Here is a 23827-nt window from a genome sequence, read left to right as displayed (position 1 = left end):
TTTATTGTAATTTGCAAGAAAAACAAACCAATAAATGGCTTTTAAAAATAATTGGAATGATATAAAATTTATTCCGAAGAATTTACAAATTGCAAAAGAACTGATTTATGATATTTGCAATTTTGAGTGTTCTGAACCTCAACCCGAAAAAGAGAGCCAGGAATATGATGCTTTCGATTTTAAAATCGGCGAAAGCCGGATTAAATTTAGATCGGCTAAAATTACTCCAACAAAAACAGGCCAGTTTGTAACTCTATGGAAACGTAATAAAGCTGGAATTATCGAACCTTTTGATTATTTAGATACAATAGATTTTGTAATCGTCAGCGTTCAAAAAGAAAATCTTTTAGGTCAGTTTATTTTTCCGAAAGAGATTCTGCTCAAAAAAGGAATTTTTACTACAACTGTAAAAGAAGGAATAAGAGCTACAAGAGTTTATCCGCCCTGGGACGAAACAACAAGCAGACAGGCACAAAAAACCCAGCAATGGCAATTGGATTATTTTTTGTCAATTTCTGATCAAATTGATATAGATCGTGCTAAGTTTTTACTTGGCAGATAGACAAAAACAAAAAGGCAGTTCGAATTTGAACTGCCTTTTTTTATGAATTAAAACCCTTCTTATTTTTTTAGGATTTTTTCTTTATAAACCACTTTATTATTTTCTGATAAAGTATAAATGTAAAGTCCCGGATATAAATTGCGAACAGACAATACTGTATTTGAAAGCTCCTGACTGCTATTAATTTCGATAGGATTTCCTAATACACGGCCATTTATATCGTAAAGTCTTAGTTTAAAGTTTCTGTTTTCGTTTGTTTTTACGGCAAAATTTAAATCATCAACCGCCGGATTTGGATATGCTGTTACAAAAAATCCATTTTTAGATCCAAAATCAGGAGTAGACAAAACATCTTGTTTTAATTCAAAACGAGCAATTACAGGTCCGTGATCTGATGTTGTTGTGGTATAACCCGGGATATCATTACGAGGATCATAAACTGCAATTGAGTTAGGAATATATTGATCGCTTAATTCATTAGAAATTATAATGTGATCTAAAAATCCGCCTGAACTTAAAAAACTGTAAGCGCCAGCCTGGCTGATTCCTAAAGTAAGTGCATTGTAGTTATTAGTATCTGTAACAAAACTTTCGTAAGAGGAAGGATTTGGCGTAATTACAGATGCTTTTACGTCATCATTATAATCTCCTAAAATAATTAAATTAGAGTTTGAATAATGTGCATCTAAACTGTCTTTTAAAACCTGGGCATCATATTTACGCATATTGTATCGTGAAATATCGCTGCCGCTGTTTGCACGCGCGTGAAGATCAATAAGATTGATTTCTTTTGTAAATCCGCCCATATTGGTTTCGATCGTTACCAAATATGGCAAACGTCCAGAGGAGAAAAAACTCGACCCATTTCCGCCAGGATAATTAGGCAGTGTTTTTGTTCCGGCACGAACTTCGTCATAAAACTCTTTAAACATAACACGAGTTTTTTTTACTGTTGTTGTCTGCGTGTTATAAAGTACTACTAGTTTTTGCGGCGGGAAATTCGGATCTGGCGCTTCAAAAGAATACGACCATGATGTCGAAGTTGTTTTATCGAATGTTTTTCCGTTGATATTTATTTTTTGAATTAAAGCGTCAATTGACGGATCATCAGAAACTTCCTGAACAACATAAACATCTGCATTTAGCTTGTTCATTACTTTGGCAACATTTTCAATCTGCAGTGCATCATCTGTTGGGCCAAACTCTACTCCGTCTGTACCTTTTACATCACTGCCAAAAAATTCTAAATTATAAGTTACCACATCAAATGTATCTGCTTTTGGTAAAGAAGAACCCGTTAATAAACCTATTTGTTTGTTTAATGAAGTTCCGGTAACGGTTAAAGATCCGGATATTGACAATTGTTTTGTAGTTGGTGCAAATCTTACGTAAAGTGTTTTTCCGGCTGCAGCATCGGCAGATGAAACTGTTAAACTCGATTGAAATGTCACATTATCCAATGATAATTCAAAAGATGCCGGAGCTGTAATTGTAATATCATCATAACCTTCTGCATTAAAAACGAAAGACTGACTTGCCGAAACAGTATTTGGTGCAGTATCTCCAAAGTCTAAAACAGGGTTTGAAGCTACATAACCCGCTTCATTTGTAATTGCTGCATCGTCAAACGACCATTCGGCAGCAAAATTAGTTCCTCCCGCTGTAGTTTCATAAACCCAGGCTAAATAAGTATGGCTCGTTTTGTAATCATTTAATTTGATGTATTGCGATTTGGTATAAGTTCCCGTAACAGTTGGGAAATTACCTTGCAATTCTGTCCAGGTTGCCGTTTCAGGATTACTTTTTCCATCGTAATCAGTAGATACCAATAATTTTAAACCAGGACCTGCATAAAATTTACGAGAGTAAAAAGATAATAATGCAAATTGCCCAAAAGTATCTAAACGCAATTTAGGAGAAATCAACCAGTCTTTACTCGCTCCCGAATCAGAATAACCGTTCATTAAAACTGCTCCCGTTCCTGAATTTACATTTCTGGCAACAGTTGTAGGCGACCATTTATTTACTGTTCCGGCTGCATTATACTGTGTCCATCCGCTATTAGACAAGACATTAGGATCATTAAATCCTTGTACGTACGGATTAATTCCTACTCCCGTCAGTGTAACTATTTTAGTAGCTGCACCATTTGATTCGTGCGTTATCTCTCCGGTAAAACTGCTGATTGCATTTGGTGTAAACTTTACATAAACAGTTGGAGCAGCATTTGAAGCAAAATCAGCAGCAGCAAATGTTAAGGATGAAGCAAATGTACTGTTATCTTTAGAAATGGTAAAGTTTGCTGTCGAAGTTAAAATAACGTCATCTGTAAGATTTGAACCTTGAATTTGGTACGTAAAAATATCTGAATCAAAATTTGTTTCAGAAAAACCTAAATTCAAAGAAGCAACCGTAGTTGTTAAAGAAGGAAGGGCAACACTTGAAGTTGCTGCATCTATTCTATTTACAGCAGACTGAATATTTCCATAAGGATCTTCGGAGACAGAAAAAACAGAGTATGAAGTACTCAAACTTAATCCCGTAAAACTTTTTACAGATTCCTGAGATGCATCTGTAATATCTAAAAATCCAGATTGCAAAGCAGCTGCTCCGGCGGCATCCTGTCCGGCTTTTATTTGTGCAATAGTTGGTTCTGCACTTCCTCCCGGTAATAACACATAATATGTTTTTCCTATTTCATCCAGTTTACTGATAAAATCAAAACTTTGAGATAAGATATTATCTACTTTTGGATAACCAGCTGCATTAACCGGAGCTAATACATCGCTTTTAATATCAACATTATCAATTGCAAATGAAGGACGTGCCCCTGCTCCTGAAACTTGTCTTGAAATCCATCGAATTTGTACTATTGGCTGATTGTCACATTCAGCCGGTAAAGTTACTTTTATCGTTTTTAAATTCTGAGGCGTTGTAACCGCTGTTGTCTGTTTTACATCATTATTTGCGTAAGCAGTTGATAATAATGATGTAAAAGGAGCGCTTGTACCAACTCTGTATTGTAAAACCATTTCATTAATACGAGTATTAGTTGCAGCAGGCGGCACATCGTATGGATTACGAATTGTCATAGCATCATACTGAACTTGTATTGCTTTTTGTCCAGTGCCATCAAAAGCAAAACCAATTGTAAGGTCTAATGAACCTGTATTTAAAAAACCAATTTTGCCATCATAATTATGAAAATTTCCACTATTAGTTGCTGCAGTACTGCTAGCTGCTAAAGGTCTGTCTGCCACTAATGCTGCATTTGTATTAAACGCAGATCCCGGAGCTGTAGCTGCAGTCCAGCCCTGAAACCCTAAAGGGTACGCTGTAACTGTTGGGGCAAAAGAAAAATTTTGCTCATAAGGCAAATTCTGAGGCGTTGGAAAAGTTTGCGCAACCAGACTTAACGAACACCAAAAAAAAGTTAAAGCCATGAGATGGCGTATCGAGTAAATGTTTTTCATAAGCTTAAAAATTGAGTTTTTAGAGATCAAATTTATACCGTTTAAAGTTAAGAGAATATTGTAAAAACATGAAATTATTGTAAGTTATTTCATAAATACACCTAAAAGACACAGCAACATTTTACTTTTAATTATCGTTATCCTCAATAATAATGCGTTTTTAGAAGATTTTTCTGAGGCATAAATAAGCTAAAACCGATTAGTTTTATTAACAAGAAAATACCCTTGTTTTACTGTATTGTATTTTTGCAGATATAAAAAGAATGTCTCAAAAAGGAACAGCTTTAAATAATTTATATCGAAAAAAAGCGGATTAAGGCTTTATTATAATCAAATGTTATTTCACATTAAACTCACTTAAGTCAGTAATTTTTTCCTTACCATTTAATTTCATATTTCTGCGGTCTTTATGATTATCCGGACGCAAATTTGAATAGCGTTTTTGAGAAATGGTTTAACACAGCATTAGTTTAGAAATCATTTTCATAACTTTAAACATAAACTTACAATTTGTTATTTTTCAAACAATTAAACTAAAAAACTAATCTTATGGAATTTTTTAAAATCAAAACAAGCTGGTCTAATGCCGAATTTATTCTGATAAAATTATGCATGGCTTCAATCTATATTTTTATTGGAAGTTATTTTCATGATTTCTTCAAAAATTATTATACACCACTTTTAATTCTGTTTGGAATTACAGTGATCTGGTTTGTTTATGAGTGGCTGAAAAAGATGAAAACAAAAAACGGGTAATCGATTCTTTTAATTTACTTTAATACTTGCAGAACAAAGCTATCTTTGCAAAAAAAATAAAACATGCACCGACACTTCATTCTTTTTAAACCTTACGGTTATTTGAGTCAATTTATTTATGAATTGAAAAGAAAGAAAAAGCTTTTGGGCGAACTGCATGATTTTCCCGAAGGTACAATGGCGATTGGAAGGCTCGATGAAGATTCTGAAGGTTTGCTTTTATTAACGACAGACGGAAAAGTAAGTGAACAGATAAGAAGCAAAAAAGTCGACAAAGAATATTATGTTCAGGTTGATGGCATAATTACTCCCGAAGCTATTGAACAATTGCAAAAAGGCGTAGAAATAGGTTTTGAAGGCGGAAAATACAAAACAAAACCCTGCACTGCTTTTATTGTTACTGAAATTCCTGATTTTGGACCAAGGGCAAAAAAAATCAGAGACGAACGACATGGCCCGACTTCATGGGCATCGATTACTGTAAACGAAGGAAAATTTCGCCAGGTTCGCAAAATGACCGCCGCAGTTGGTTTTCCCACTTTACGTTTAGTTCGTGTTCGGATAGGAAATGTATATTTGCAGAACTTAAAAGCCGGAGAGGTTTTAGAAGTAAACGATTTCCAAATAAACGATTAAACGAATTAACAAATAAACGATAATGCTAAACGTTGTTCTTGTAGAACCAGAAATACCAAATAATACCGGAAATATTGGAAGATTATGTGTAGGAACACAAAGCAGACTGCATTTAATTCATCCTTTTGGTTTTGTAATTAATGATAAAAACCTTAAACGTTCCGGTTTGGATTATTGGGTACACCTTGATGTAACCGAATATCAAAATGTTGACGAATGGGTAAAACAAATTCCAGATCATTCCCGTGTATTTTTAATGAGTTCTCATTCTGAAAAATCATATTTAGAAAATGAATTTCAGGATGGTGACTGGTTAGTTTTCGGAAAGGAAAGCGTTGGTTTAAGCAAAGAATTTATGGCCAGATTTGAAAATCATTTAACGATTCCTATGTCGCCGCTTATTCGCTCTTTTAATATTGCGAATTCTGTTGCTTTTGTAGTTGGTGAAGCTAAGAGGCAGATTGCTCTAAAAAAATAGTCATGAGACCTTTAATTGATGTAAATAATTTAAGCTATTCTAAAGAAAAACTAATTTATTATTCTCAAACTACAATTTATGCTTGGCTTTTAGCCGCAATTGGACTTTTCATCTTTGCAATTTACTCACTGACAAATAAAAACACTTTCATAGTATTCTTTTTATTATTGCCTATTATTCTATTTTTAGTTTACAAAGCATTAAAGTTGCTAAAGAAAGTTAATGAAGTTCAGTTTCGAATTAACTCAAAAGGAATTCAGTACAAAAATGAAGAACTTGTCCCCTGGAATAATATTGAAAACGAAAGAGTTGATACGAAATTCTACGGCAGGTCCAGCACCGATTTTTTTATTTATTATATTATTGAACCTAGTCAGGTAATGCAGTTTGATCTTAATGAATTAAATACTGACGCAAGTGAATTAAGCATCGCGCTTACTATTCACCGAAATAGATTTAAGAAAGAAAATAATATCCAATAAAATATCTTTCTAAAAATGTATACTTTTAAATTAAAAACAAACTTAGAAACTCAAGATATTATAAATAAACTCAATTCTATTACCGAAAAATTTCATACAAATTCAAAAGGAGAATACAAGTTTGAAGGAAAAATATCTACTTCTGAGTTTCAAATATATCCAACATTTGATTTTGGTCCAAGAAGTCAATTACGTCCTGAAATTAACGGTGAGATAATAGAATATTTAAATCATCGTGTTATCATTTTAAGTTTTAAAATACCTTCTTATTTAAAGCCAATATTCTTTTTAATTCTATTATTAAATATAGGCTTTACTATTTTCATATTTATAAATCCAATTGACGACTTTTTTAACTGGAAAATATTCGCATCTTTTATAGTTTTTACAGCCCTTATATTTTACATTAACTTTAAAAGCAAAGTTAATACATCTTTAAAAATTCTGATAAAAGCTCTAAATGCTGAAATACAAAATCATCAATAAAATTAATATTTAAGATTTTATCTAAGAAACGATTATTTTAGCTTAAAGAAAACAAAAATAAATATCCAATTAACAATTAATTCAGCATGAGTATAAATTTTAAAGAAAAGGCAAAAGGCTTATTCAAATACATATTTTTAGGGATACTTTTATTAGGGATACTAATTTTTCGTGTTGGACTTGACGGAAATATAATGTTTGTGGGAATAGGAATAATTATTTTATTACCCTTTGGTATTTGGTTATTTATTGAAAATTCAAAAGATAAAAAAGCAATAGAAAATAATAATGCTGAGATTCAAAAGCTTAAGAAATATGGAGAAAAAATAATTGTTAATCTTGAAAATATTCCAATAAAATCAAATTCATGGAAAGAAGAAGTTAGACATACATCACAGTATGAAGATAAAGTTTCTTCTGTGAATATTAACTATAATTTGATTGAGCTTGAAATCCCTTACAAAGGTGATTTTATACATTATAGTCTTCATATAGGTATGGATACAACCATATTAAAAATGCATTTCGCAATAAAAAGAGAAACTGTTTTATATATAGATTTAAAAGACAAAAATAAAAACTACCTTGATTTAGAATTTTTAGAAAGGTAAGGATTAAAAAAAATCTCGGTCTTCCTGCAAGGTTTTCCAAACCTTGTAGGTATAAATTTTAAAAGCTGGCAATAAACAAATACCTACAAGGTTTGGAAAACCTTGCAGGAAATGAATCAGGTAACGATAAACTTTCCTTTTTCAGCATCAAAAATAATATGTTCATCTTTGAACAAAGCTGCAAAACTTCCATTTGAAATTAAATGACAAGGTTCATCCTGCACAACATTTTCGGGCGTCATAACTATCATTTCATCACTTAATTGAATTGCCAAATCAATATCGTGTGTTGAAAACAAAATGCATTTTTGAGTTTCCTGAGTCAGCTTTTTCAAAAGTTTAAACAACGAAACTTTATGCAGTAAATCTAAATGTGTTGTAGGTTCATCTAAAATAATCAGCGGAGTATCTTGTGCCAAAGCTCTTGCGATTAAAACCTTTTGCAATTGTCCGTCGCTTATTTCGTAATGTTTTTTATGAGAAAGATGTTCGATCTGCGTCAACTTCATTGCTTCCTGAACTTTTTCGATATCAGTTTGGGTTAAAGTTCCAACCCAATTTGTGTAAGGCTGGCGACCGAGCGCCACCAATTCAAAAACGGAGAGATTGCTAGGCGGTAATTTTTCGGTTAAAACCAAACTTAAATTCTGTGCTAAATCTAAGGGTGTATAAGCTGAGATATTTTTTTTATTCAAATAAACATTTCCTGATAACGGATGTTGAATTCCGGTAATTGTTCGCAATAAAGTCGATTTCCCAATTCCGTTTGCACCAATTAAAGAAATCAGTTTTCCTGAACTTAAATTTAAATTTAGATTCTCTGCAATAGTCACTGTTGTTTTTTTGGATTTGTATCCAATAGTTAAGTTTGAAGCTGATAGAATATTCTTCATTGCGTTTTTTATTTAAACACATAGAAACATAGGTTTCTTTGTCTTATTAGAAGGAATTTAAGATTTACTTGTAAATCAAACATAGTTGAACTAAAGCTTTGGTAATGATCTGAAATATTCATTTACAAATGTTTTTTGACCTTCTTTAAAAATATTAAAACAATTAAAATTAATTATAATTCCTTTTGGTGCTTTTAAAAGTTTCATTTATGTCAACAGTTGAGCTTGATGAATCGAATTTATTTCGGAAACTGTTTTTAATTCTACTACTAAACAATTTTCAACAAATAAATCACATCGAAAATCTGTTACTAATTCCTTATCCTTAATATATTATTGGAACTCTCATCTCTGTGAAAAAATTTAATTTTCTTTGTGAGAGTTCTTCTTTCAGACATTCATGATAAACATTTTCCAGTAATCCTTTTCCAATGATTTTATGGACTTCTATTGAAGCACCTAAAACTTCATAAGTTAATTCATCTAAATATTTTTGAGTAATCATTAATTCATTAATTGAAATAAAAACTATGTTTCTATGTGTTTAAAAAAATTAAAGATATAAATATTTGTAGGTTTTTACTGAAAATTTCTTTTTCTTATCAAAAGCCAAATCACAACCGGCGCACCAATTATAGACGTTATGGCATTTATTGGAAGCGTAACATCAAAACCAGGCATTTGTGAAACAATATCGCAGAACAACATTATAATCGCTCCAAAAAACAAAGTACTCCAAAACAAAATAGTATGATTACTGGTTTGAAAAGTCAGCTTTGCAATATGCGGCACTGCTAAACCGATAAAAGCAATTGGCCCTGCAAAAGCCGTTATGCTTCCAGATAAAATACTGGTCGCAACAATGATTATTAATCTCGCTCTTTTAAAATTCAAACCCATACTTTTTGCGTAATTTTCGCCCAGAAGTAATGCGTTTAAAGGTTTTATACAATTAGCACTTAAAAGCAGGCCAAATAGCACACAGAAACTTAAAATCCCTATAGTTGACCACGAAAAATTGCCAAGGCTTCCCATTGACCAAAATGTAAATTTCTGCAGCTGTTCTGCCGTACTAAAATAAGTCAAAACACTTACGATTGCGATTGTAAAACTCCCAAACATTAGCCCCATGATTAAAATTGCCATGGTATCACGTAATCTTTGTGAAACTACCACAACCAAAAGTAAAACCATTGTACTCCCAAACGTCGAAGCAATCACTATTCCGTAAGGCGATAAAACAATTACACTTAAAAACGGAGGTAGAAATCCCGCTCCTAAAATTACAAATGCAACACTTAAACTAGCACCTGAACTGAGTCCCAGAACATCAGGTCCGGCAAGAGGGTTCCTAAATAAAGTCTGCATTAAAAGTCCGCTGATCGAAAGTCCGGTTCCAACCAAAACTGCCGTAATCGCTTTTGGCAGACGATAATTTATAATGATATATTCCCAGGTTGATTTTGCAGCATGGCCTCCGGTTAAACTTGTAAAAACATCTTTTAGCGGAATCATGACTGATCCTAAACTAATGCTTGCCAGAAACATTAGTAAAAGCCCCAGAGTCAAAACAACAAATAAAATGGTATTTCGTTTTTTGTTTGCCAATTTAATTCAGTTTTGATGCAAAAGTAAATTCATAGCCCGGCAATAAATCAGGATGAAAAATTTTAATATAATCTTTTAAAACTAAATCCGGGCGGCTTGGCGCCAATTCATAATAAACCGTTCCGCCAGTTGCCCCACGTTTCCCTTCAAAACTATAAACTTTTTTATTTGTAAAAGCATCAAATTCTCCATAATGCGGGTTCGCTTTTTGCAATTCATCCAGACTTTTAAAAGACCCCGAAGCAATCCAGACATTTGCCGTTTTTGCTTTATCCAAAACTTTTTCAAAAGACAAACCTTCACTTCCAGTTCCTTTTAAATCTGCCCATAAATAATTGGCGTGCGCATCTTTCATAAACTCGGCAACCCAGCTGTTTCCTTTGGCAACGTACCACACATCCTCGTACATCGAACCGTATAAAACTGTTGAGCCTGCTATTTTTTCTGCTGCCAGTTTTTTTGTCTGATCATAACTCTGAACGATTTTATCAAATAATTCTTTTGCCTTTTCTTCTTTACCAAATAATGCTCCGTAAAGTTTTATCCATTCTGCTTTTCCAAGCGGGGACTGTTCCATCCAGTCACCCTGAATCAAAACATTCAAACCGCTTTTCTTTAAATTATCCAGCATCGGATTGTTATTATCAACTCCAAAAGTCACAATCAAATCCGGCGATAATTCTATTAATTGTTCGATATTCAATTTTTCATTTTGTCCAACGTTTTTCACAAAACCTTTGTCAATTAATACTCTTGTTTTTTCAGACGAAATATAATCGGTATGCGGAAATCCAACTAATTTATTTTCTACTCCAAGCATTTCTAAAAACGGAATATTGGTTGTTGAAGTTACCACAACAGATTCTAACGGAACCTGGACTGTGGTATATGTCTGCAGGCTATCCGGAACCTTTGCTTCTTTTTCTTTTAAAATATATTTAAGGTCTTTATTCGAATTAGGCCATGGATTTGAAACTGTTACGACTGAATAACCATCATATTTTACAATAGAAAGTCCAGATGCATATTCAATACTGTTTTTTGCAGTCTCAGATTTTGCTACTTCGCTCGTTTCGTTCTTCTTACATCCGAAGAGAATAAAAAAAGAAGAAATAAAAATCAATTTAGGGAATAAATGTCTCATATTTTACGTTTTCGAAAGGAACAAAGGTAAAGCATTTTCTAAATTTTTTGTTTACCTTTATTCTTACAAAATTCAACAATTTGTATCTTTACGTTATGAATACCACAAAAATTAAAATTTGCTCAAGCTGTGAATCTCAATTCAGCTGCGGAGATATTTCGGTTGAAAAATGCTGGTGCAACGACTACCCGCCAATTTTCAACCTTTCTGAAGGAGGCGACTGTCTTTGTCCCGTTTGTTTTAAAGAAGCCTGCGAAGACAAAATCGATGCTTATGTAGAAACTATCACTCCTAAAAATGCCCTTAAAAATAAAGCCATATCTTTGCCCAAAACAGATAAACTAATTGAGGGAATTGACTACTATACCGAAAACGGCAATATGGTTTTTAAAACCTGGTATCATCTAAAACGTGGTACCTGCTGTGGAAACAAATGTCGTCATTGCCCTTATTAGAAGTTATGAGTGTTGAGTTATAAGTTAAAGATCTTTACTTGTTACTCTGCGTTTCATAACTTATAACTCATAACTTATAACTAAATAAAAAATGATTTATTTAATTACCGGAGGCGAGCGATCAGGAAAAAGCAGTTATGCCCAGAATTTAGCATTACAGCTTACAGATGCTCCTATATATGTGGCGACAGCCAGAAAATGGGATTCTGATTTTCAAAACCGGATTGATCGTCATCAACTGGAAAGAGACGAACGCTGGACAAATATTGAAAAAGAAAAACATCTAAGCGAAATAAACTTTTCCGGAAAAGTTGCTTTAATCGACTGTGTAACGCTTTGGCTTACCAACTTTTTTGTAGACAATAAAAATGATGTCACTTTAAGTTTAGAAGAAGCAAAAAAAGAATTTCTTTCAATTGCCAATCAGGAAAATGCAACACTAATTATTGTAACCAACGAAATTGGAATGGGCGTTCACGCCGCAACCGAAATTGGCAGAAAATTTACTGAACTGCAAGGCTGGATGAATCAGTTTCTGGCCTCAAATGCAGATGAAGTGGTTTTGATGGTTTCCGGAATTCCGGTCAAAATTAAGAGTTAAATTCCAAAATTTAAATTCCAAATTCCAATATCGTGAAGTATCTTTACGTGAATTCCAAAATTGATATTGAATTTTGATATTGTAATTGAATTTGGAATTTGAAATTTAAAAAATTGGAATTTATGACTAGTTTAGACGATATATTAAAATCACGCCGCGATACCCGACATTTTACAACCGATGAGGTTCCGGACGGAGTAATTCAAAAAGCTTTGCAGGCTGGACATTGGGCGCCTTCTGTTGGGCTTACAGATGCTACAAGATATTATATCATTAAATCAGATGAGGTTAAAAGTGCCATTAAAAATTTATTTTTAGATTATAATAAAAAAGCCGAAGAACTTACCGACAATCCGGAGCAGAAAGAACTTTATAAATCATTGAAACTGGAGGCGATTGAAGAAGCTCCAATTGGACTTATAATAGCTTATGACCGTTCTGTTTTAAATCAGTTTACGATTGGAACTATCGGCAGTAACGAAGCTGTAAAATTTAGTTCGGTTTGTGCGGCGCAGAATATTTGGCTTTCGCTTACAGAACAAGGTTACGGAATGGGCTGGGTTTCAATTTTAAATTATTACCAGTTTAAAAAAATCCTTGATTTACCAGAATACATAGAACCGCTTGGGTATTTCTGCATTGGTAAACCTGCTACAAATTATGGTAATCAGCCTATGTTACAGCAACTGCATTGGAAACAAAAATCTGAAACTGCCGATTGTAAAGAAATCAATGAAATTCATAAAATAAACGTTTCAGATTTTGATTTTAAGTCTCAGAAAAAAGAAAATAATCAAACCAATTTCAGTCAGCTTTTACAAGAAAAAATAGATTCCAAAACAAAACCTGTTGGTTCTTTAGGAACTTTAGAAACCCTGGCTTTTCAAATGGCAGCAGTTTTTGAAACTTTAAATCCTAAAATCATCAAACCTAATATTGTTGTTTTTGCAGCAGATCACGGAATTGCAAATCATGGTGTAAGTGACTATCCGCAGGATGTAACTCGCCAAATGGTGAATAATTTCCTGGAAGGCGGCGCAGCAATTAATGCTTTCTGCAAGCAGAATAATATTCAATTATCGATTGTAGATTCTGGAGTAAATTATGATTTCCCGACAAATGCAAAATTGATTGACGCCAAAATAGCAAAAGGAACGCAGTCTTTTCTACATGTTTCTGCCATGAGCGAAACGGAATTACAATTGTGTTTTGAAAAAGGAAAAGCAATTGTTGACGATATTGCTAAAACAGGTTCTAATTGTATCGGTTTTGGTGAAATGGGAATTGGAAACACCTCTACTGCATCGGTTTTAATGAGTCTTTTGACCGGTTTTTCAATTGAAGAGTGTGTTGGAAAAGGAACCGGAATTAACGATCAAAAACTTCTGAACAAACAAAATATTCTAAAAAAAGCACTCGAAAATTATTCCGGCCAAGCCGAATTAAAACAACTAATCGCCCATTTTGGAGGTTTTGAAATTATTCAAATGGCCGGCGGAATGCTGACCGCTTTTGAAAACAAAATGCTTATTCTGGTTGATGGTTTTATTTGTTCTGCCGCTTATTTAATTGCTTTTAAAATAAATCCTGATATTAAAAAAAATGCCATATTCTGTCATTGCTCTGCCGAAAAAGCACATCAAAAATTATTAAATTATCTTGGTGCAAAACCTATTTTAAATTTAGATTTGCGTCTGGGCGAAGGAACCGGCTGTGCAGTTGCATTTCCTATTTTAAAATCGGCTGAGGCTTTTTTGAATGAAATGGCTAGTTTTGAAAGTGCTGGAGTTAGTAGGAAATAGTTTTCAATTTTAATTTACAGTTTATATCTTTGAATCATAAATTGAAATTATTTTAAAAATCATACATGCCTTTTACTAAAGTTTATATTCATTGTGTTTGGAGTACAAAAAACAGGTTCCCATTTTTAAATTCGGTTGATCTACGCCAAAAAATCTGGCACCACATAAAAGAAAATGCATTAAAAAAAGAAATATATCTGGATTACATTAGTGGATATTCTGACCATTGCCATTGTTTGATTTCATTAGGAAATAATCAAACAATTCAAAAAACAATACAATTGTTAAAAGGTGAGTCTTCATACTGGATTAATAAAAATCAATTAACAAAAGAAAAATTTGAATGGCAGGATGAATATTTTGCGGTTTCTGTATCAGAATCTATTGTTGGCAAAGTGAGAAATTATATTATAAATCAAGAAGAACATCATAAAAAGAAAACATTTCAAGAGGAATATGATGAGTTTATAACCAAATTTGGTTTTAAAAAAATATCTTGATGGAATTTGGCTAAAGCCCAGAAGGTGCTAATTCTTTTTAACCTCCAGATAAATCTGGAGGCAATTAAATTTAACTTTTATCTTAAAATATTTTATGCAAAGAGCATTTCATAATAAATTAAAATTCAATTGCCAACATCTTTAGATGTTGGGATAAAATAATTGCCTCTCAAAAGGGCTTTAGCCAAATGGCGAATTCGGCTAAAGCCTTTTAGACATAACATCCTTCAAACCTCCAGATAAATCTGGAGGCAATTAAACCAAAACATTAAATTTTTATTTTCAAAATTTTACCCCTTTGAAAAGAATGAACTAAGCATAAAAAATAAGTTAAAAATCAATTGCCAATATCTTTAGATACTGGGATAAAATAATTACCTCTCAAAGGGCTTTAGCCAAATAGAGAATTCGGCTAAAGCCTTTTAGACATAACATCCTTCAAACCTCCAGATAAATCTGGAGGCAGTTAAATATTTTTTTTATTTTCGATTACTTATTAAATCTGAAAGAATGGACTATCAATAAAATAACACAAAAGCAATTGCCAACATCTTTAGATGTTGATATAGAAATATTGTTTCTTAAAAAGACTTTAGCCAAATAGTGAATTCAGCTAAAGCCTGTTAGACATAACATCTCTCAAACCTCCAGATAAATCTGGAGGCAGTTAAATATTTTTTTTATTTTCGATTACTTATTAAATCCGAAAGAATGAACCATCAATAAAATAATAAAAAATCAATTGCCAACATCTTTAGATGTTGGGATAAAATAATTGCCTCTCAAAAGGGCTTTAGCCAAATACCACAATCTAAATGAAAAAAGAACTACACATTTTCTTCACCTGCTTAATGTTCTACACCAGAATTCCCTGCCCAAAAAACATTACTCACGATCCAGATTATTTAAACAAAGCAACAAGATATTTCCCTTTTATAGGATGGATTGTCGGGTCAATTTCATTTCTTGCCTATTATATTTTTTCTCTTTTTCTTTCAACAGAGACGGCTGTCATTTTTGCAATAATAATTTCAGTTCTAACAACAGGCGCTTTTCATGAAGATGGATTTGCAGATGTCTGCGACGGATTTGGCGGCGGCTGGACTAAAGAAAAAATCCTAATGATTATGAAAGACAGCGCCATTGGTGCTTATGGTGCAATTGGATTAGTTTTGCTTTTTCTGGCAAAATTCAAACTACTTTCAGAATCCATTTTACTTTTTACTAATAACATTTTACTGATTTTCCTTTTATTTATTTCGGCACATTCTTTAAGTCGTTTGGCTGCAATCAGTATTGTTTTTACACATCAATATTCCCGTAATGACGCTTCGAGCAAAAGCAAACCAATTGCTAAAAACCATAGCTGGAAAGAAATTTTTGGATCTTTTTTCTTTGGGTTAATTCCTTTATTGGCACTCACCTATTTCAATTATAAAGTTCTTTTAGCTATAATTCCTGTTTTCATAACCAGATATTTTCTGGCTGGATATTTTCAAAAATGGATTGACGGTTATACCGGAGATTGTCTTGGTGCAACGCAGCAGGTTTGTGAAGTAATTTATTATTTAAGTATTCTTTTTATATGGAAATTTATTTAGTTCGCCATACCGAAACCATCTGCGAAAAAGGCATTTGTTACGGCCAGTCTGATGTAAATATTGCCGAACCTTTTGATGAAATCTTTGACCGGATTATTTCAGAATTACCTGCAGAAGCCATTATTTTTTCAAGTCCTTTAAAACGCTGCACTATTTTAGCAAAACACATTCAAGAGAATATAAAAACAATTTCTTATCAGGAAGATGACCGATTGAAAGAAATGAATTTTGGTGACTGGGAATTAAAAAACTGGAACGAAATTCCGCCGGAACAATTAAATCCGTGGATGGAAGATTTTGTAAACATTCAAGTTTCAAACGGAGAATCATTTGTGGAATTACATCAAAGAGCTGGTGATTTTTTAGCAGAACAAATTTCGCAAAAAACCCAGCATCCTATCGTTATTGCAACTCATGCCGGAATTATTAGAAGTATATTATGTCATCAAACTTCACTGCCTTTGAAAGAAGCTTTTCAAAATAAAGTCGATTTTGGGCAAGTCATAAAAATTACATTTTAATTTAGTTTTGTTTAGAATTTAATTCAAATAGTAAAACAAATTTGAATATTCAATAATTTTAACTTTATCTTTGCAGCAAATTTAAGGTTGTGTTTTTATAAAACACATTAAAAGGGAATCAAGTAAAATCTTGAGCTGTTCCCGCAACTGTAAGCTTTGTTCTAAAAAAAGAATGCTTGTTGTAACTACAAAACCACTGCTCGCCCCGGCGAGTGGGAAGGTAAACAACAAGACGCAAGCCAGGAGACCTGCCTTTGTAACAAATATCGAGCTCTCGGGAAAAAGAGTGTAGAAATTATGACTTTAAGAATACGTTTTGCTTTTTTACTTTTAATGTTGTGCCAATTGATTTCGGCGCAGGGCGATTCTATTAAATTAACAGAAGTCGTAGTTTCTGACGCAAATCTTAAAAAATACTCCAATTCTCAATCGGTTTTAAAACTTAGTGATTCAATTATCAACAGGAATGAAGCTTTATTGACTGATCTCTTAAATTTCAATTCAACCATTTATTTTAAAGAATACGGACGCGGAATGCTTTCTACAGTTTCTTTTCGCGGAACTACATCTTCTCAAACGGCTGTAATCTGGAACGGAATCAACATTAATTCGCAGATGAACGGAAGCACCGATTTTAATACCATTTCGGGTTCTGATTATAATTCGATAAGTGTAAAAGCCGGAGGAGGAAGCGTTATTTACGGAAGCGGCGCAATTGGCGGTACAGTTCATTTAAACAATGATCTGGCATTTTATAATCGGTTTGAGAATAATTTAAAACTGGATTACGGAAGTTTCAACACTATTGGAATAAATTATAAAACGAATATTTCTAACGAAAAATGGAGTGCACAAATTGGTTTTTCTAAAAACAGTTCTACAAACGATTATAAGTATTTAAACCGTTATACCTGGCGGGGCGAACAGCGCTGGAACCAAAACGGGCAATATGATATTATAACCATGAGCGCTAATGCCGGTTATAAAATCGACTCAAGAAACACTTTAAAACTTTATAGTCAGTTTTCAAATACAGACCGAAATACTTCCTTGGTTGTAGAAACTGAAACGAAAAGCAAATATATAAACGGTTTCAACCGAAACTTATTAGAATACGATGGCGATTTTGGAAAATTTAAAACCAATTTCAAAACGGCATACATTTTTGAAAACTATCAATATTTTGCCGATAATTCAACCAATTTATATACTTACGGAAAAACCGAAAGTTTAATTACGAAAGCTGATTTAGGCTATACCTTATTCAAATCAACTCAAATAAATGGGGTTTTTGATTATAACAGAACTAAAGGCTACGGAAGCAGTTTTGGCGATCACGTTCGTGAAATCAGCTCTGCGGGATTATTAGTGAAACAAGATTTTTCTGAAGCATGGAAAAACGAACTCGGTATTCGAAAAGAGTTTACAAATAATTACAAATCTCCGGTTTTATTCACTTTGGGATCTTCGTATCAGTTTAGCAAGTTGTACAATTTCAAACTGAATTTATCCCGAAATTTCAGAATTCCAACTTATAATGATTTGTATTGGGACGAAGGCGGAAATCCGGATTTAAAACCCGAAAGTTCGTATCAGGCCGAAATTGGAAACGTATTTACTTTCAAAAACATTTCGCTTACGCAGACTTTCTACTACATCAAAATTAAAGATTTACTGCAATGGGTTCCAGGTAAAAATGGCATTTGGAGCCCTATAAACAAAGACAATGTTAATAGTTATGGTGCAGAAACTTTATTGGGCTGGAAAAAACAATTCGGTAAAAATAACTTCAGTGCAAATGCTTCTTATGCTTATACTGCATCAAAAGATGAAGAAACTAAAAAGCAGCTTTTCTTTGTTCCTTTTAATAAAGTAACGGGTTCAGTCGCTTATTCCCGAAATAGAATTTCTGCTTACTATCAATTTTTATATAATGGATTTGTCTACACAAGAGCAGATAATAATCCGGATGAAATTATAAACGATTATACGGTTTCAAATCTCGGAATCGATTATGATTTTAAATTCTTAGACTCTTTTAAACTTGGTTTTCAGGTTTTAAACATCTTCAATGAAGATTATGAAAGCCTGGAAGACAGGCCAATGCCGGGTCGAAATTTCAACATGTATTTAACTTTAAAATTTTAATATTTATGAAACTTAGTAAATTACTTTTAATAGCACTTAGCGTTTCGTTATTCGTTTCTTGTTCGAGTGATGACGATAATGACGAATCAAAAGGACAATATGAAAACGGATTTTTCATTTTAAATGAAGGAAGTGCAGGACAAGGAAGTGTTTCTTTTTCAAGCGATGATTTCAGCGTATTCACAAAAGATGCTTACACTGCAGCAAACGGAACAGATTTGCTTGGAAAATATGCTCAAAATATCTTTTTTGACGGAGATAATGCCTATATTATTGCAGGCGGTTCTAATGTTATAAATGTAGTAAACAGATACACATTTAAACTAATAGCTAAAATCGACAGCGGACTTGCCAACCCAAGATATGGTGTTGTAAAAGATGGTAAAGCTTATGTAACGAATGCTAATACTTATTTCTCAACTAACAATCCAAACGGAAATACTGATGATTACGTTGCAGTAATAAACTTAACTACAAATACATTTGAATCTAAAATCAATTTGAATGCAACGGGTAACAGAATTATAGAAGAAAACGGCAAATTATATATTACTGAACCTTATAACAGTGATAAATTATTAATAGTAAATATTGCAACGAAAGCATTAGAAACTCCTGTAGTAATTGGTTCAAGTGCAGATACAATAGAAGAAGAAAACGGAACTTTATATATCTTAAGAGGTCCTTATGGAGATAGAAGCGAAATTGTAAAAGTAAAATTATCAGACAAATCTGTTTCTAGAATTACATTTCCTGAATCATTAGACGGAGCTGGATTTTTAGATATTTATGAAAATAAAATTTATTATACAGTAGGTAATTCGGTTTACTCTATTGGTACTAGTGTGGCTGAAGCTTCAACAACACCAATATTAACTGCTAGTTTGGGTTATTTATACGGGTTTGCAGTAAACAACAATCATATTTACTTAGCTGACAGCGGAGACTTTAAAGCTGATAGCAAAGCTTACATTTATAGTTTAACCGGAAGTTTGCAAAAAGAATTAGCGGTTGGTGTGGGGCCAAACGGTTTTTATTTTAACGATTAATTTGCTTTAGAATTGTTTTTTATTTGTTTTGGTAAAAAAAGAGGCTGTCTCAAAAGTCGAGACAACCTCTTTTTTATTCGGATACCTATCGGAGAAATTTTCCATTTACGCGATTCTCAACAGCTTGATTTTACTTTTGAGACAGCCTCTTTTTTTGTTTCCATTCCGGAAAATATTTAAACGCAATTATTTATAAGTACATTTCGTTTCGTAATCCGTTGATTTTTTTAGAATCATTTATATAAGGTAAAACCTCACGATGATCATTTTGGATTCTCTTAGCTGTTGAACCTGTAATTTTAGAGATTGCCAAATTCAGTAATGGTTCAGAAGGATCACCTAAAACCCCATAATTACTGACATATTCATACTGTACATAAGTAGGAACCAAGCCTCCTGTATAATCTCCAAAATCTGCAGCATTAGAAATTTTAAAGATTAAAGGCTGCATCGCATATTTATGGTTTGGGTTTATATTACTTTTCAATACTAAACTCGGCGAATCATAAAGCGTCATTGAGCCAACGTTTTTACCAATAGTTGTTTCACCAATCTGCACCACATTAATATAAGGTTTTAATCCATTTATAACCAATTCACTTGCTGATGCCGTATTTGAAGTTGTTAAAATATAAACCGTAGCCATATTTAAACCATTTACAGTAGTACCACCAAAACTAGTTACAAATCTTTCGTTTAAGTCTTCAAGCTCATCAGAAGACAAACCAGCCATCTGTTTAAAATTATATTGTCTTTTCGAAAATATTTCGCCGTCAAACTGCCCTGTAATCATACTTGCCAAACGGGTTGAAGATCGCACAGAACCTCCTCCGTTATATCTTAAATCTAAAACGAAATCTGTAACACCCTGCGCTTTTAATTCTCCAAATGCCTCATTTAACTGGGTATCATACTCCTGATAAAAACCATTATACATTAAGTAGCCTATTTTATGGCTGCCGGAAGTAATTACTTTATTAATTAAAATTGGGTTTTCTTCTAAAGTTGTTTTAGTTAAAGAAAGTGATTTTCCGTTCAAAACAAATGCAGAACCATTGTAATCAGCAAAATTCAACGTATAAGTATCAGCGCCTAATAACAACGATTGGTAATTTGAAACCGTCAGTTTTGTTCCGTTTACACCCGTAAATAAATCACCTCGTTTTATATCTTTATTCGAAGCATCAGAATTTGGAATAATATAACGCACATAACCTACTAAATCATTAGATCCTTCGGCAACTCGGGTTAGTTTAAAATCTACCCCGTTGTTTTTTGTGATTCCGTTAAGTTCTTGTTCTAAAACGGTATAATCTTCTACCATCCAGCTAAAACGATCAATGGCGTTGCTTGGGTATTTGCTTACCGGTTTATTCAATAAATCCTGAAATAAATCTTCGGGATTCGAATATCCGGCTAAAAAAGAATTAAATACTCCTTCCGAGCTAAAACGATCATCGGCTAAATTAGGCACATCAGCCTGCCATAAATAATATTTATTTAATCCTCTCCATATAAAATCATTTACTTGTAACTCCGCAGGAGTCCTAACATCATCTTCATCTTCACAAGACTGCAGAAAAAATGTTAATACAAATAAAAAGAGTATAGACTTTAAAATTGGTTTCATAGAATATTAGGTTTCGGTATAATGGTATTGTATTAACGTAAAAATACTACCTTTAGTTTTAAGTAGTATTCTTTTTTTATAAAAAAATTACAATATCGCTGTAACAAAAATAATTGTGCCTCGTCTTGACTATATAAGCTAACGAATAACCTTTTAATTTATGAACCAAAATGTGTTTATAGAATTAGTTAATCCTTTTAAAGACAAAGTTTTTCGTCTGGCAAAACGATTGCTTACAAGTACTGAAGAAGCCGAAGATGCCACTCAGGAAGTAATGGTAAAATTATGGAACAAAAAAGAGAACCTGGACACCTACAATAATGTCGAAGCACTAGCAATGACTATGACAAAAAATTATTGCCTGGATCAGTTAAAATCGAAAAGGGCCGGAAACCTCCAGATTGTTCATAATAATTTTACAGACCGTGAGCCGCAGTTAGACCGGAAATTAGAAGATGCTGATAGTCTGGAATGGGTTGGAAAAATTATAAATCAGCTGCCGGAACAGCTTCAAATATTAATCCAGCTGCGGGATGTAGAACAATATGAATTTGAAGAAATTGCAAAAATCGTCAATATGAACGAAACCGCAATCAGGGTGGCACTTTCGAGAGCAAGAAAAAAAATAAGAGAATCAATGATAAATGCACACAGTTATGGAATTAGATAAAATAGAAAATATATTAGAAAAATACTTTCAGGGAGAAACCACTATTGCCGAAGAAAATCAATTAAAAGAATATTTTTCTTCATCAGATGTTGCGCAGCATTTGGAGCAATACAGACCAATTTTTGGTTATTTCTCTCAGGTAAAACAACAAAAATCAACGCAGGAAATCCCACTAAAAACTAAAAAACGAAATGTGGCGTGGTTATCGATTGCAGCTTCAGTTGTTGTTTTACTAGGAATTGGAACCTATTATTTTGCAGGCGAAAAAACAACTCCGGTTGTCGCACAGTCAGAACTAGGAACCTACGACGATCCTGAAGAAGCCCTTGCAGCAACGCAGAAAGCTTTGGCACTATTGTCAAACAATGTTAATGTAGGTATTGAAAGTGTTCAATACATTAACGAATATGAACAATCAAAAAACAAAATTTTTAAACAGTAATTAAACACAAAAATAATCATGAAATCAACGATTCACGAATACCAAAAAAACAATAAACTAAGCATGAGTAAAAATTTCATCATAACTCTAGTTTTCGCATTCGTTACACAAGCTTTTTATGCTCAAAGTGCCTTTGACAAATATGATGGTCAGGACGATGTAACATCAGTAATTGTAAACAAAAAAATGTTTGATTTAATGAGCAAAGTAAAAGTTGATGCTTCTGATAAAGAAACACAGCAATACATAAACTTGATTAAAAAATTAGACTACTTAAAAGTGTTTACAACGAAGAACCCTAAAGTTGAAGCTGACATGAAAGCTTCTGCAGATAAATACATAAAATCTGCCGGTTTAGAAGAACTTATGCGAGTAAACGACAGTGGTAAAAACGTCAAAATAATGGTCAAATCCGGCGCAAGCGATACACAAATTAAAGAATTGCTGATGTTTGTTGACGGTGCAAAAAATGACGAGACTGTTTTGTTATCGCTTACAGGTAATTTTGATTTAAACGAAATCTCAGTACTTACAGACAAAATGCAGCTTCCAGGCGGAACTGATTTAAAAAAAGCTTCTAAAGGCAAAAAATAATTATGAAAATCAGCGTTTTCACCACAGCCATTTTAGCATTACTAACTTTTGTAAGTTGTAATTCTGAGCCTTCACTGCAAAAGTATTTTGTCGAAAACACAGACAAAAAAGACTTTATTGCACTCGATATTTCGTCTACTATTTTAAATCTTGACGATACCAAATTGTCTGCAGAGCAAAAAGAAGCCATAAATTCATTTGACAAAATGAACATATTAGCCTTTAAAGCAAATGATAAAAATCAAGTACAATTTGAAGCAGAACGAAATAAAGTTAAGGCGATATTAAAAGACCCAAAATATCAGGAATTAATGAAAGTTGGCTCCGGTAGAGACGGTGCATCAATAAGTTATGTCGGCTCTGATGAAAACATCAAAGAATTCATAGTTTTTGCAAACAGAAAAGAAAATGGTTTTGCCGTTGTTCGTGTTTTAGGAAACAATATGAACCCGAATAACATTATAACTTTAATGTCTGTTTTGAAAGAATCAAAAATAGATATGGAACAATTGAAACCTTTACAGCAGTTGATTAAATAAAACATCTTACTTTTAAACGAAGAAGAGGCTGTCTCAAAAGTGAGGCAGCTTTTTTTGTGGCATAAAAAAAGGAAAGCTTTCGCTTTCCTAATTCTTGCAATTTGATTAAATTGCGGTGTGTGTATAGCTTCAAAAGTAGTCTTTAA

26 protein-coding genes and 1 riboswitch are annotated in these 23827 nt (G+C 33.0%); of the genes, 19 read left to right on the top strand and 7 right to left on the bottom strand.

The annotated features are described in order from the left end of the window. The first annotated feature begins 34 nt into the window (after positions 1 to 34). Complete coding sequence (locus tag LUU93_RS20845; protein WP_232683098.1) at positions 35 to 562, top strand: MepB family protein; 528 nt, start codon at positions 35 to 37, stop codon at positions 560 to 562. A gap of 59 nt (positions 563 to 621) precedes the next feature. Here the strand turns inward: LUU93_RS20845 and LUU93_RS20840 are convergent, their stop codons facing one another. Further along, entirely contained in the window at positions 622 to 4035 is a 3414-nt protein-coding gene (locus tag LUU93_RS20840; RefSeq protein WP_232683097.1) for a T9SS-dependent choice-of-anchor J family protein, read from the bottom strand. A gap of 549 nt (positions 4036 to 4584) precedes the next feature. Here LUU93_RS20840 and LUU93_RS20835 point away from each other — a divergent pair. The 6 genes from LUU93_RS20835 to LUU93_RS20810 all read left to right on the top strand — a co-directional run bounded on the left by LUU93_RS20835 (position 4585) and on the right by LUU93_RS20810 (position 7484). Continuing rightward, positions 4585 to 4791 (top strand): hypothetical protein, encoded by a 207-nt coding sequence (locus LUU93_RS20835; protein ID WP_232683096.1) that lies wholly within the window; start codon positions 4585 to 4587, stop codon positions 4789 to 4791. A 63-nt stretch (positions 4792 to 4854) separates the two neighbouring features. Continuing rightward, positions 4855 to 5427 carry a pseudouridine synthase gene (locus LUU93_RS20830; protein ID WP_073486218.1) on the top strand — a complete coding sequence of 191 codons (573 nt, stop codon included), beginning with the start codon at positions 4855 to 4857 and terminating at the stop codon, positions 5425 to 5427. A gap of 22 nt (positions 5428 to 5449) precedes the next feature. Beyond that, on the top strand, positions 5450 to 5905 hold the full coding sequence (locus tag LUU93_RS20825; protein WP_232683095.1) for a tRNA (cytidine(34)-2'-O)-methyltransferase: 456 nt from the start codon (positions 5450 to 5452) through the stop codon (positions 5903 to 5905). Between the two features lie 2 nt (positions 5906 to 5907). Continuing rightward, the gene (locus LUU93_RS20820) at positions 5908 to 6387 is read left to right on the top strand and encodes a hypothetical protein (protein WP_232683094.1); all 480 of its coding nucleotides are present in this window, start codon (positions 5908 to 5910) and stop codon (positions 6385 to 6387) included. 15 nt (positions 6388 to 6402) lie between these two features. Then, complete coding sequence (locus LUU93_RS20815) at positions 6403 to 6873, top strand: hypothetical protein (protein ID WP_232683092.1); 471 nt, start codon at positions 6403 to 6405, stop codon at positions 6871 to 6873. Between the two features lie 86 nt (positions 6874 to 6959). Continuing rightward, positions 6960 to 7484, top strand: a complete 525-nt coding sequence (locus LUU93_RS20810) for a hypothetical protein (protein ID WP_232683091.1) — start codon at positions 6960 to 6962, stop codon at positions 7482 to 7484. A gap of 116 nt (positions 7485 to 7600) precedes the next feature. Here the strand turns inward: LUU93_RS20810 and LUU93_RS20805 are convergent, their stop codons facing one another. From LUU93_RS20805 to LUU93_RS20790, 5 genes are all read right to left on the bottom strand, one after another. Beyond that, complete coding sequence (locus LUU93_RS20805) at positions 7601 to 8377, bottom strand: ABC transporter ATP-binding protein (protein WP_232683090.1); 777 nt, start codon at positions 8375 to 8377, stop codon at positions 7601 to 7603. A gap of 207 nt (positions 8378 to 8584) precedes the next feature. Continuing rightward, positions 8585 to 8707, bottom strand: coding sequence for a GxxExxY protein (locus LUU93_RS21800; RefSeq protein WP_311202640.1), 123 nt, complete (start codon positions 8705 to 8707; stop codon positions 8585 to 8587). Further along, complete coding sequence (locus tag LUU93_RS21750) at positions 8703 to 8882, bottom strand: GxxExxY protein (protein ID WP_255669562.1); 180 nt, start codon at positions 8880 to 8882, stop codon at positions 8703 to 8705. Before LUU93_RS21750 ends, LUU93_RS21800 begins: the two co-directional genes overlap by 5 nt. 74 nt (positions 8883 to 8956) lie before the next feature. Beyond that, complete coding sequence (locus tag LUU93_RS20795) at positions 8957 to 9925, bottom strand: iron chelate uptake ABC transporter family permease subunit (protein ID WP_232683121.1); 969 nt, start codon at positions 9923 to 9925, stop codon at positions 8957 to 8959. Positions 9926 to 9986: 61 nt separating this feature from the next. After that, the gene (locus tag LUU93_RS20790; RefSeq protein ID WP_232683089.1) at positions 9987 to 11129 is read right to left on the bottom strand and encodes an ABC transporter substrate-binding protein; all 1143 of its coding nucleotides are present in this window, start codon (positions 11127 to 11129) and stop codon (positions 9987 to 9989) included. Between the two features lie 95 nt (positions 11130 to 11224). On the opposite strand from LUU93_RS20790, the gene LUU93_RS20785 reads away from it, so the two are divergent. From LUU93_RS20785 to LUU93_RS20750, 8 genes are all read left to right on the top strand, one after another. Further along, positions 11225 to 11584, top strand: a complete 360-nt coding sequence (locus LUU93_RS20785) for a C1orf53 family protein (RefSeq protein WP_232683088.1) — start codon at positions 11225 to 11227, stop codon at positions 11582 to 11584. A 91-nt stretch (positions 11585 to 11675) separates the two neighbouring features. Then, the gene (cobU, locus tag LUU93_RS20780; protein ID WP_232683087.1) at positions 11676 to 12185 is read left to right on the top strand and encodes a bifunctional adenosylcobinamide kinase/adenosylcobinamide-phosphate guanylyltransferase; all 510 of its coding nucleotides are present in this window, start codon (positions 11676 to 11678) and stop codon (positions 12183 to 12185) included. Positions 12186 to 12307: 122 nt separating this feature from the next. Then, entirely contained in the window at positions 12308 to 13987 is a 1680-nt protein-coding gene (gene cobT, locus LUU93_RS20775; protein ID WP_232683086.1) for a nicotinate-nucleotide--dimethylbenzimidazole phosphoribosyltransferase, read from the top strand. A gap of 65 nt (positions 13988 to 14052) precedes the next feature. Next, positions 14053 to 14487 (top strand): transposase, encoded by a 435-nt coding sequence (locus tag LUU93_RS20770; protein ID WP_232683085.1) that lies wholly within the window; start codon positions 14053 to 14055, stop codon positions 14485 to 14487. A gap of 815 nt (positions 14488 to 15302) precedes the next feature. Then, positions 15303 to 16088, top strand: a complete 786-nt coding sequence (locus LUU93_RS20765) for an adenosylcobinamide-GDP ribazoletransferase (RefSeq protein WP_232683084.1) — start codon at positions 15303 to 15305, stop codon at positions 16086 to 16088. Beyond that, the gene (gene cobC / locus LUU93_RS20760; RefSeq protein WP_232683083.1) at positions 16073 to 16609 is read left to right on the top strand and encodes an alpha-ribazole phosphatase; all 537 of its coding nucleotides are present in this window, start codon (positions 16073 to 16075) and stop codon (positions 16607 to 16609) included. The genes LUU93_RS20765 and cobC overlap by 16 nt, the downstream gene beginning before the upstream one ends. 67 nt (positions 16610 to 16676) lie before the next feature. Beyond that, a riboswitch (cobalamin riboswitch) is annotated at positions 16677 to 16879 on the top strand. A gap of 27 nt (positions 16880 to 16906) precedes the next feature. Then, complete coding sequence (locus tag LUU93_RS20755) at positions 16907 to 18757, top strand: TonB-dependent receptor plug domain-containing protein (RefSeq protein ID WP_232683082.1); 1851 nt, start codon at positions 16907 to 16909, stop codon at positions 18755 to 18757. 5 nt (positions 18758 to 18762) lie between these two features. Further along, on the top strand, positions 18763 to 19806 hold the full coding sequence (locus LUU93_RS20750) for a YncE family protein (RefSeq protein ID WP_232683080.1): 1044 nt from the start codon (positions 18763 to 18765) through the stop codon (positions 19804 to 19806). A 190-nt stretch (positions 19807 to 19996) separates the two neighbouring features. Here LUU93_RS20750 and LUU93_RS20745 read toward each other — a convergent pair whose 3' ends face one another. Continuing rightward, positions 19997 to 21436 (bottom strand): GFO_1087 family putative carboxy terminal peptidase, encoded by a 1440-nt coding sequence (locus LUU93_RS20745; RefSeq protein ID WP_232683079.1) that lies wholly within the window; start codon positions 21434 to 21436, stop codon positions 19997 to 19999. 160 nt (positions 21437 to 21596) lie between these two features. Between LUU93_RS20745 and LUU93_RS20740 the strand changes: the two genes are divergently transcribed. From LUU93_RS20740 to LUU93_RS20725, 4 genes are read left to right on the top strand one after another with little or no spacing between them, the layout of a single operon-like run. Then, on the top strand, positions 21597 to 22106 hold the full coding sequence (locus LUU93_RS20740; RefSeq protein ID WP_232683078.1) for a GFO_1088 family ECF-type sigma factor: 510 nt from the start codon (positions 21597 to 21599) through the stop codon (positions 22104 to 22106). Beyond that, entirely contained in the window at positions 22093 to 22548 is a 456-nt protein-coding gene (locus LUU93_RS20735) for a PG0215 family putative anti-sigma factor (RefSeq protein ID WP_232683077.1), read from the top strand. Before LUU93_RS20740 ends, LUU93_RS20735 begins: the two co-directional genes overlap by 14 nt. Before the next feature lie 18 nt (positions 22549 to 22566). Next, positions 22567 to 23142 carry a GFO_1090 family protein gene (locus LUU93_RS20730; protein WP_406844380.1) on the top strand — a complete coding sequence of 192 codons (576 nt, stop codon included), beginning with the start codon at positions 22567 to 22569 and terminating at the stop codon, positions 23140 to 23142. A 2-nt stretch (positions 23143 to 23144) separates the two neighbouring features. Beyond that, positions 23145 to 23681: a GFO_1091 family lipoprotein gene (locus tag LUU93_RS20725; RefSeq protein ID WP_232683076.1), complete on the top strand. Its 537-nt coding sequence runs from the start codon at positions 23145 to 23147 to the stop codon at positions 23679 to 23681. Positions 23682 to 23827: the final 146 nt, after the last annotated feature.

It is taken from the genome of Flavobacterium soyae (genome assembly GCF_021245985.1).
Lineage (GTDB): Bacteria > Bacteroidota > Bacteroidia > Flavobacteriales > Flavobacteriaceae > Flavobacterium > Flavobacterium soyae.
Note: the sequence above shows the minus strand (reverse complement) of the source record. Positions and strands in the feature narration are given on the sequence as shown.

Excerpts from the sequence above, each read along its gene's own strand:
- LUU93_RS20735 (WP_232683077.1), top strand. The coding sequence starts at position 22,093 with ATGGAATTAGATAAAATAGAAAATATATTAGAAAAATACTTTCAGGGA.
- LUU93_RS20825 (WP_232683095.1), top strand. The coding sequence starts at position 5,450 with ATGCTAAACGTTGTTCTTGTAGAACCAGAAATACCAAATAATACCGGA.
- LUU93_RS20790 (WP_232683089.1), bottom strand. The coding sequence starts at position 11,129 with ATGAGACATTTATTCCCTAAATTGATTTTTATTTCTTCTTTTTTTATT.
- LUU93_RS20730 (WP_406844380.1), top strand. The coding sequence starts at position 22,567 with ATGAAATCAACGATTCACGAATACCAAAAAAACAATAAACTAAGCATG.
- LUU93_RS20805 (WP_232683090.1), bottom strand. The coding sequence starts at position 8,377 with ATGAAGAATATTCTATCAGCTTCAAACTTAACTATTGGATACAAATCC.
- cobC (WP_232683083.1), top strand. The coding sequence starts at position 16,073 with ATGGAAATTTATTTAGTTCGCCATACCGAAACCATCTGCGAAAAAGGC.
- LUU93_RS20830 (WP_073486218.1), top strand. The coding sequence starts at position 4,855 with ATGCACCGACACTTCATTCTTTTTAAACCTTACGGTTATTTGAGTCAA.
- LUU93_RS20835 (WP_232683096.1), top strand. The coding sequence starts at position 4,585 with ATGGAATTTTTTAAAATCAAAACAAGCTGGTCTAATGCCGAATTTATT.
- LUU93_RS20820 (WP_232683094.1), top strand. The coding sequence starts at position 5,908 with ATGAGACCTTTAATTGATGTAAATAATTTAAGCTATTCTAAAGAAAAA.
- LUU93_RS21750 (WP_255669562.1), bottom strand. The coding sequence starts at position 8,882 with ATGATTACTCAAAAATATTTAGATGAATTAACTTATGAAGTTTTAGGT.
- cobT (WP_232683086.1), top strand. The coding sequence starts at position 12,308 with ATGACTAGTTTAGACGATATATTAAAATCACGCCGCGATACCCGACAT.
- LUU93_RS20765 (WP_232683084.1), top strand. The coding sequence starts at position 15,303 with ATGAAAAAAGAACTACACATTTTCTTCACCTGCTTAATGTTCTACACC.
- LUU93_RS20845 (WP_232683098.1), top strand. The coding sequence starts at position 35 with ATGGCTTTTAAAAATAATTGGAATGATATAAAATTTATTCCGAAGAAT.
- LUU93_RS20810 (WP_232683091.1), top strand. The coding sequence starts at position 6,960 with ATGAGTATAAATTTTAAAGAAAAGGCAAAAGGCTTATTCAAATACATA.
- LUU93_RS20795 (WP_232683121.1), bottom strand. The coding sequence starts at position 9,925 with ATGTTTCTGGCAAGCATTAGTTTAGGATCAGTCATGATTCCGCTAAAA.
- LUU93_RS20770 (WP_232683085.1), top strand. The coding sequence starts at position 14,053 with ATGCCTTTTACTAAAGTTTATATTCATTGTGTTTGGAGTACAAAAAAC.
- LUU93_RS20740 (WP_232683078.1), top strand. The coding sequence starts at position 21,597 with ATGAACCAAAATGTGTTTATAGAATTAGTTAATCCTTTTAAAGACAAA.
- LUU93_RS20815 (WP_232683092.1), top strand. The coding sequence starts at position 6,403 with ATGTATACTTTTAAATTAAAAACAAACTTAGAAACTCAAGATATTATA.
- LUU93_RS20745 (WP_232683079.1), bottom strand. The coding sequence starts at position 21,436 with ATGAAACCAATTTTAAAGTCTATACTCTTTTTATTTGTATTAACATTT.
- LUU93_RS20755 (WP_232683082.1), top strand. The coding sequence starts at position 16,907 with ATGACTTTAAGAATACGTTTTGCTTTTTTACTTTTAATGTTGTGCCAA.
- cobU (WP_232683087.1), top strand. The coding sequence starts at position 11,676 with ATGATTTATTTAATTACCGGAGGCGAGCGATCAGGAAAAAGCAGTTAT.
- LUU93_RS20725 (WP_232683076.1), top strand. The coding sequence starts at position 23,145 with ATGAAAATCAGCGTTTTCACCACAGCCATTTTAGCATTACTAACTTTT.
- LUU93_RS20785 (WP_232683088.1), top strand. The coding sequence starts at position 11,225 with ATGAATACCACAAAAATTAAAATTTGCTCAAGCTGTGAATCTCAATTC.
- LUU93_RS20840 (WP_232683097.1), bottom strand. The coding sequence starts at position 4,035 with ATGAAAAACATTTACTCGATACGCCATCTCATGGCTTTAACTTTTTTT.
- LUU93_RS20750 (WP_232683080.1), top strand. The coding sequence starts at position 18,763 with ATGAAACTTAGTAAATTACTTTTAATAGCACTTAGCGTTTCGTTATTC.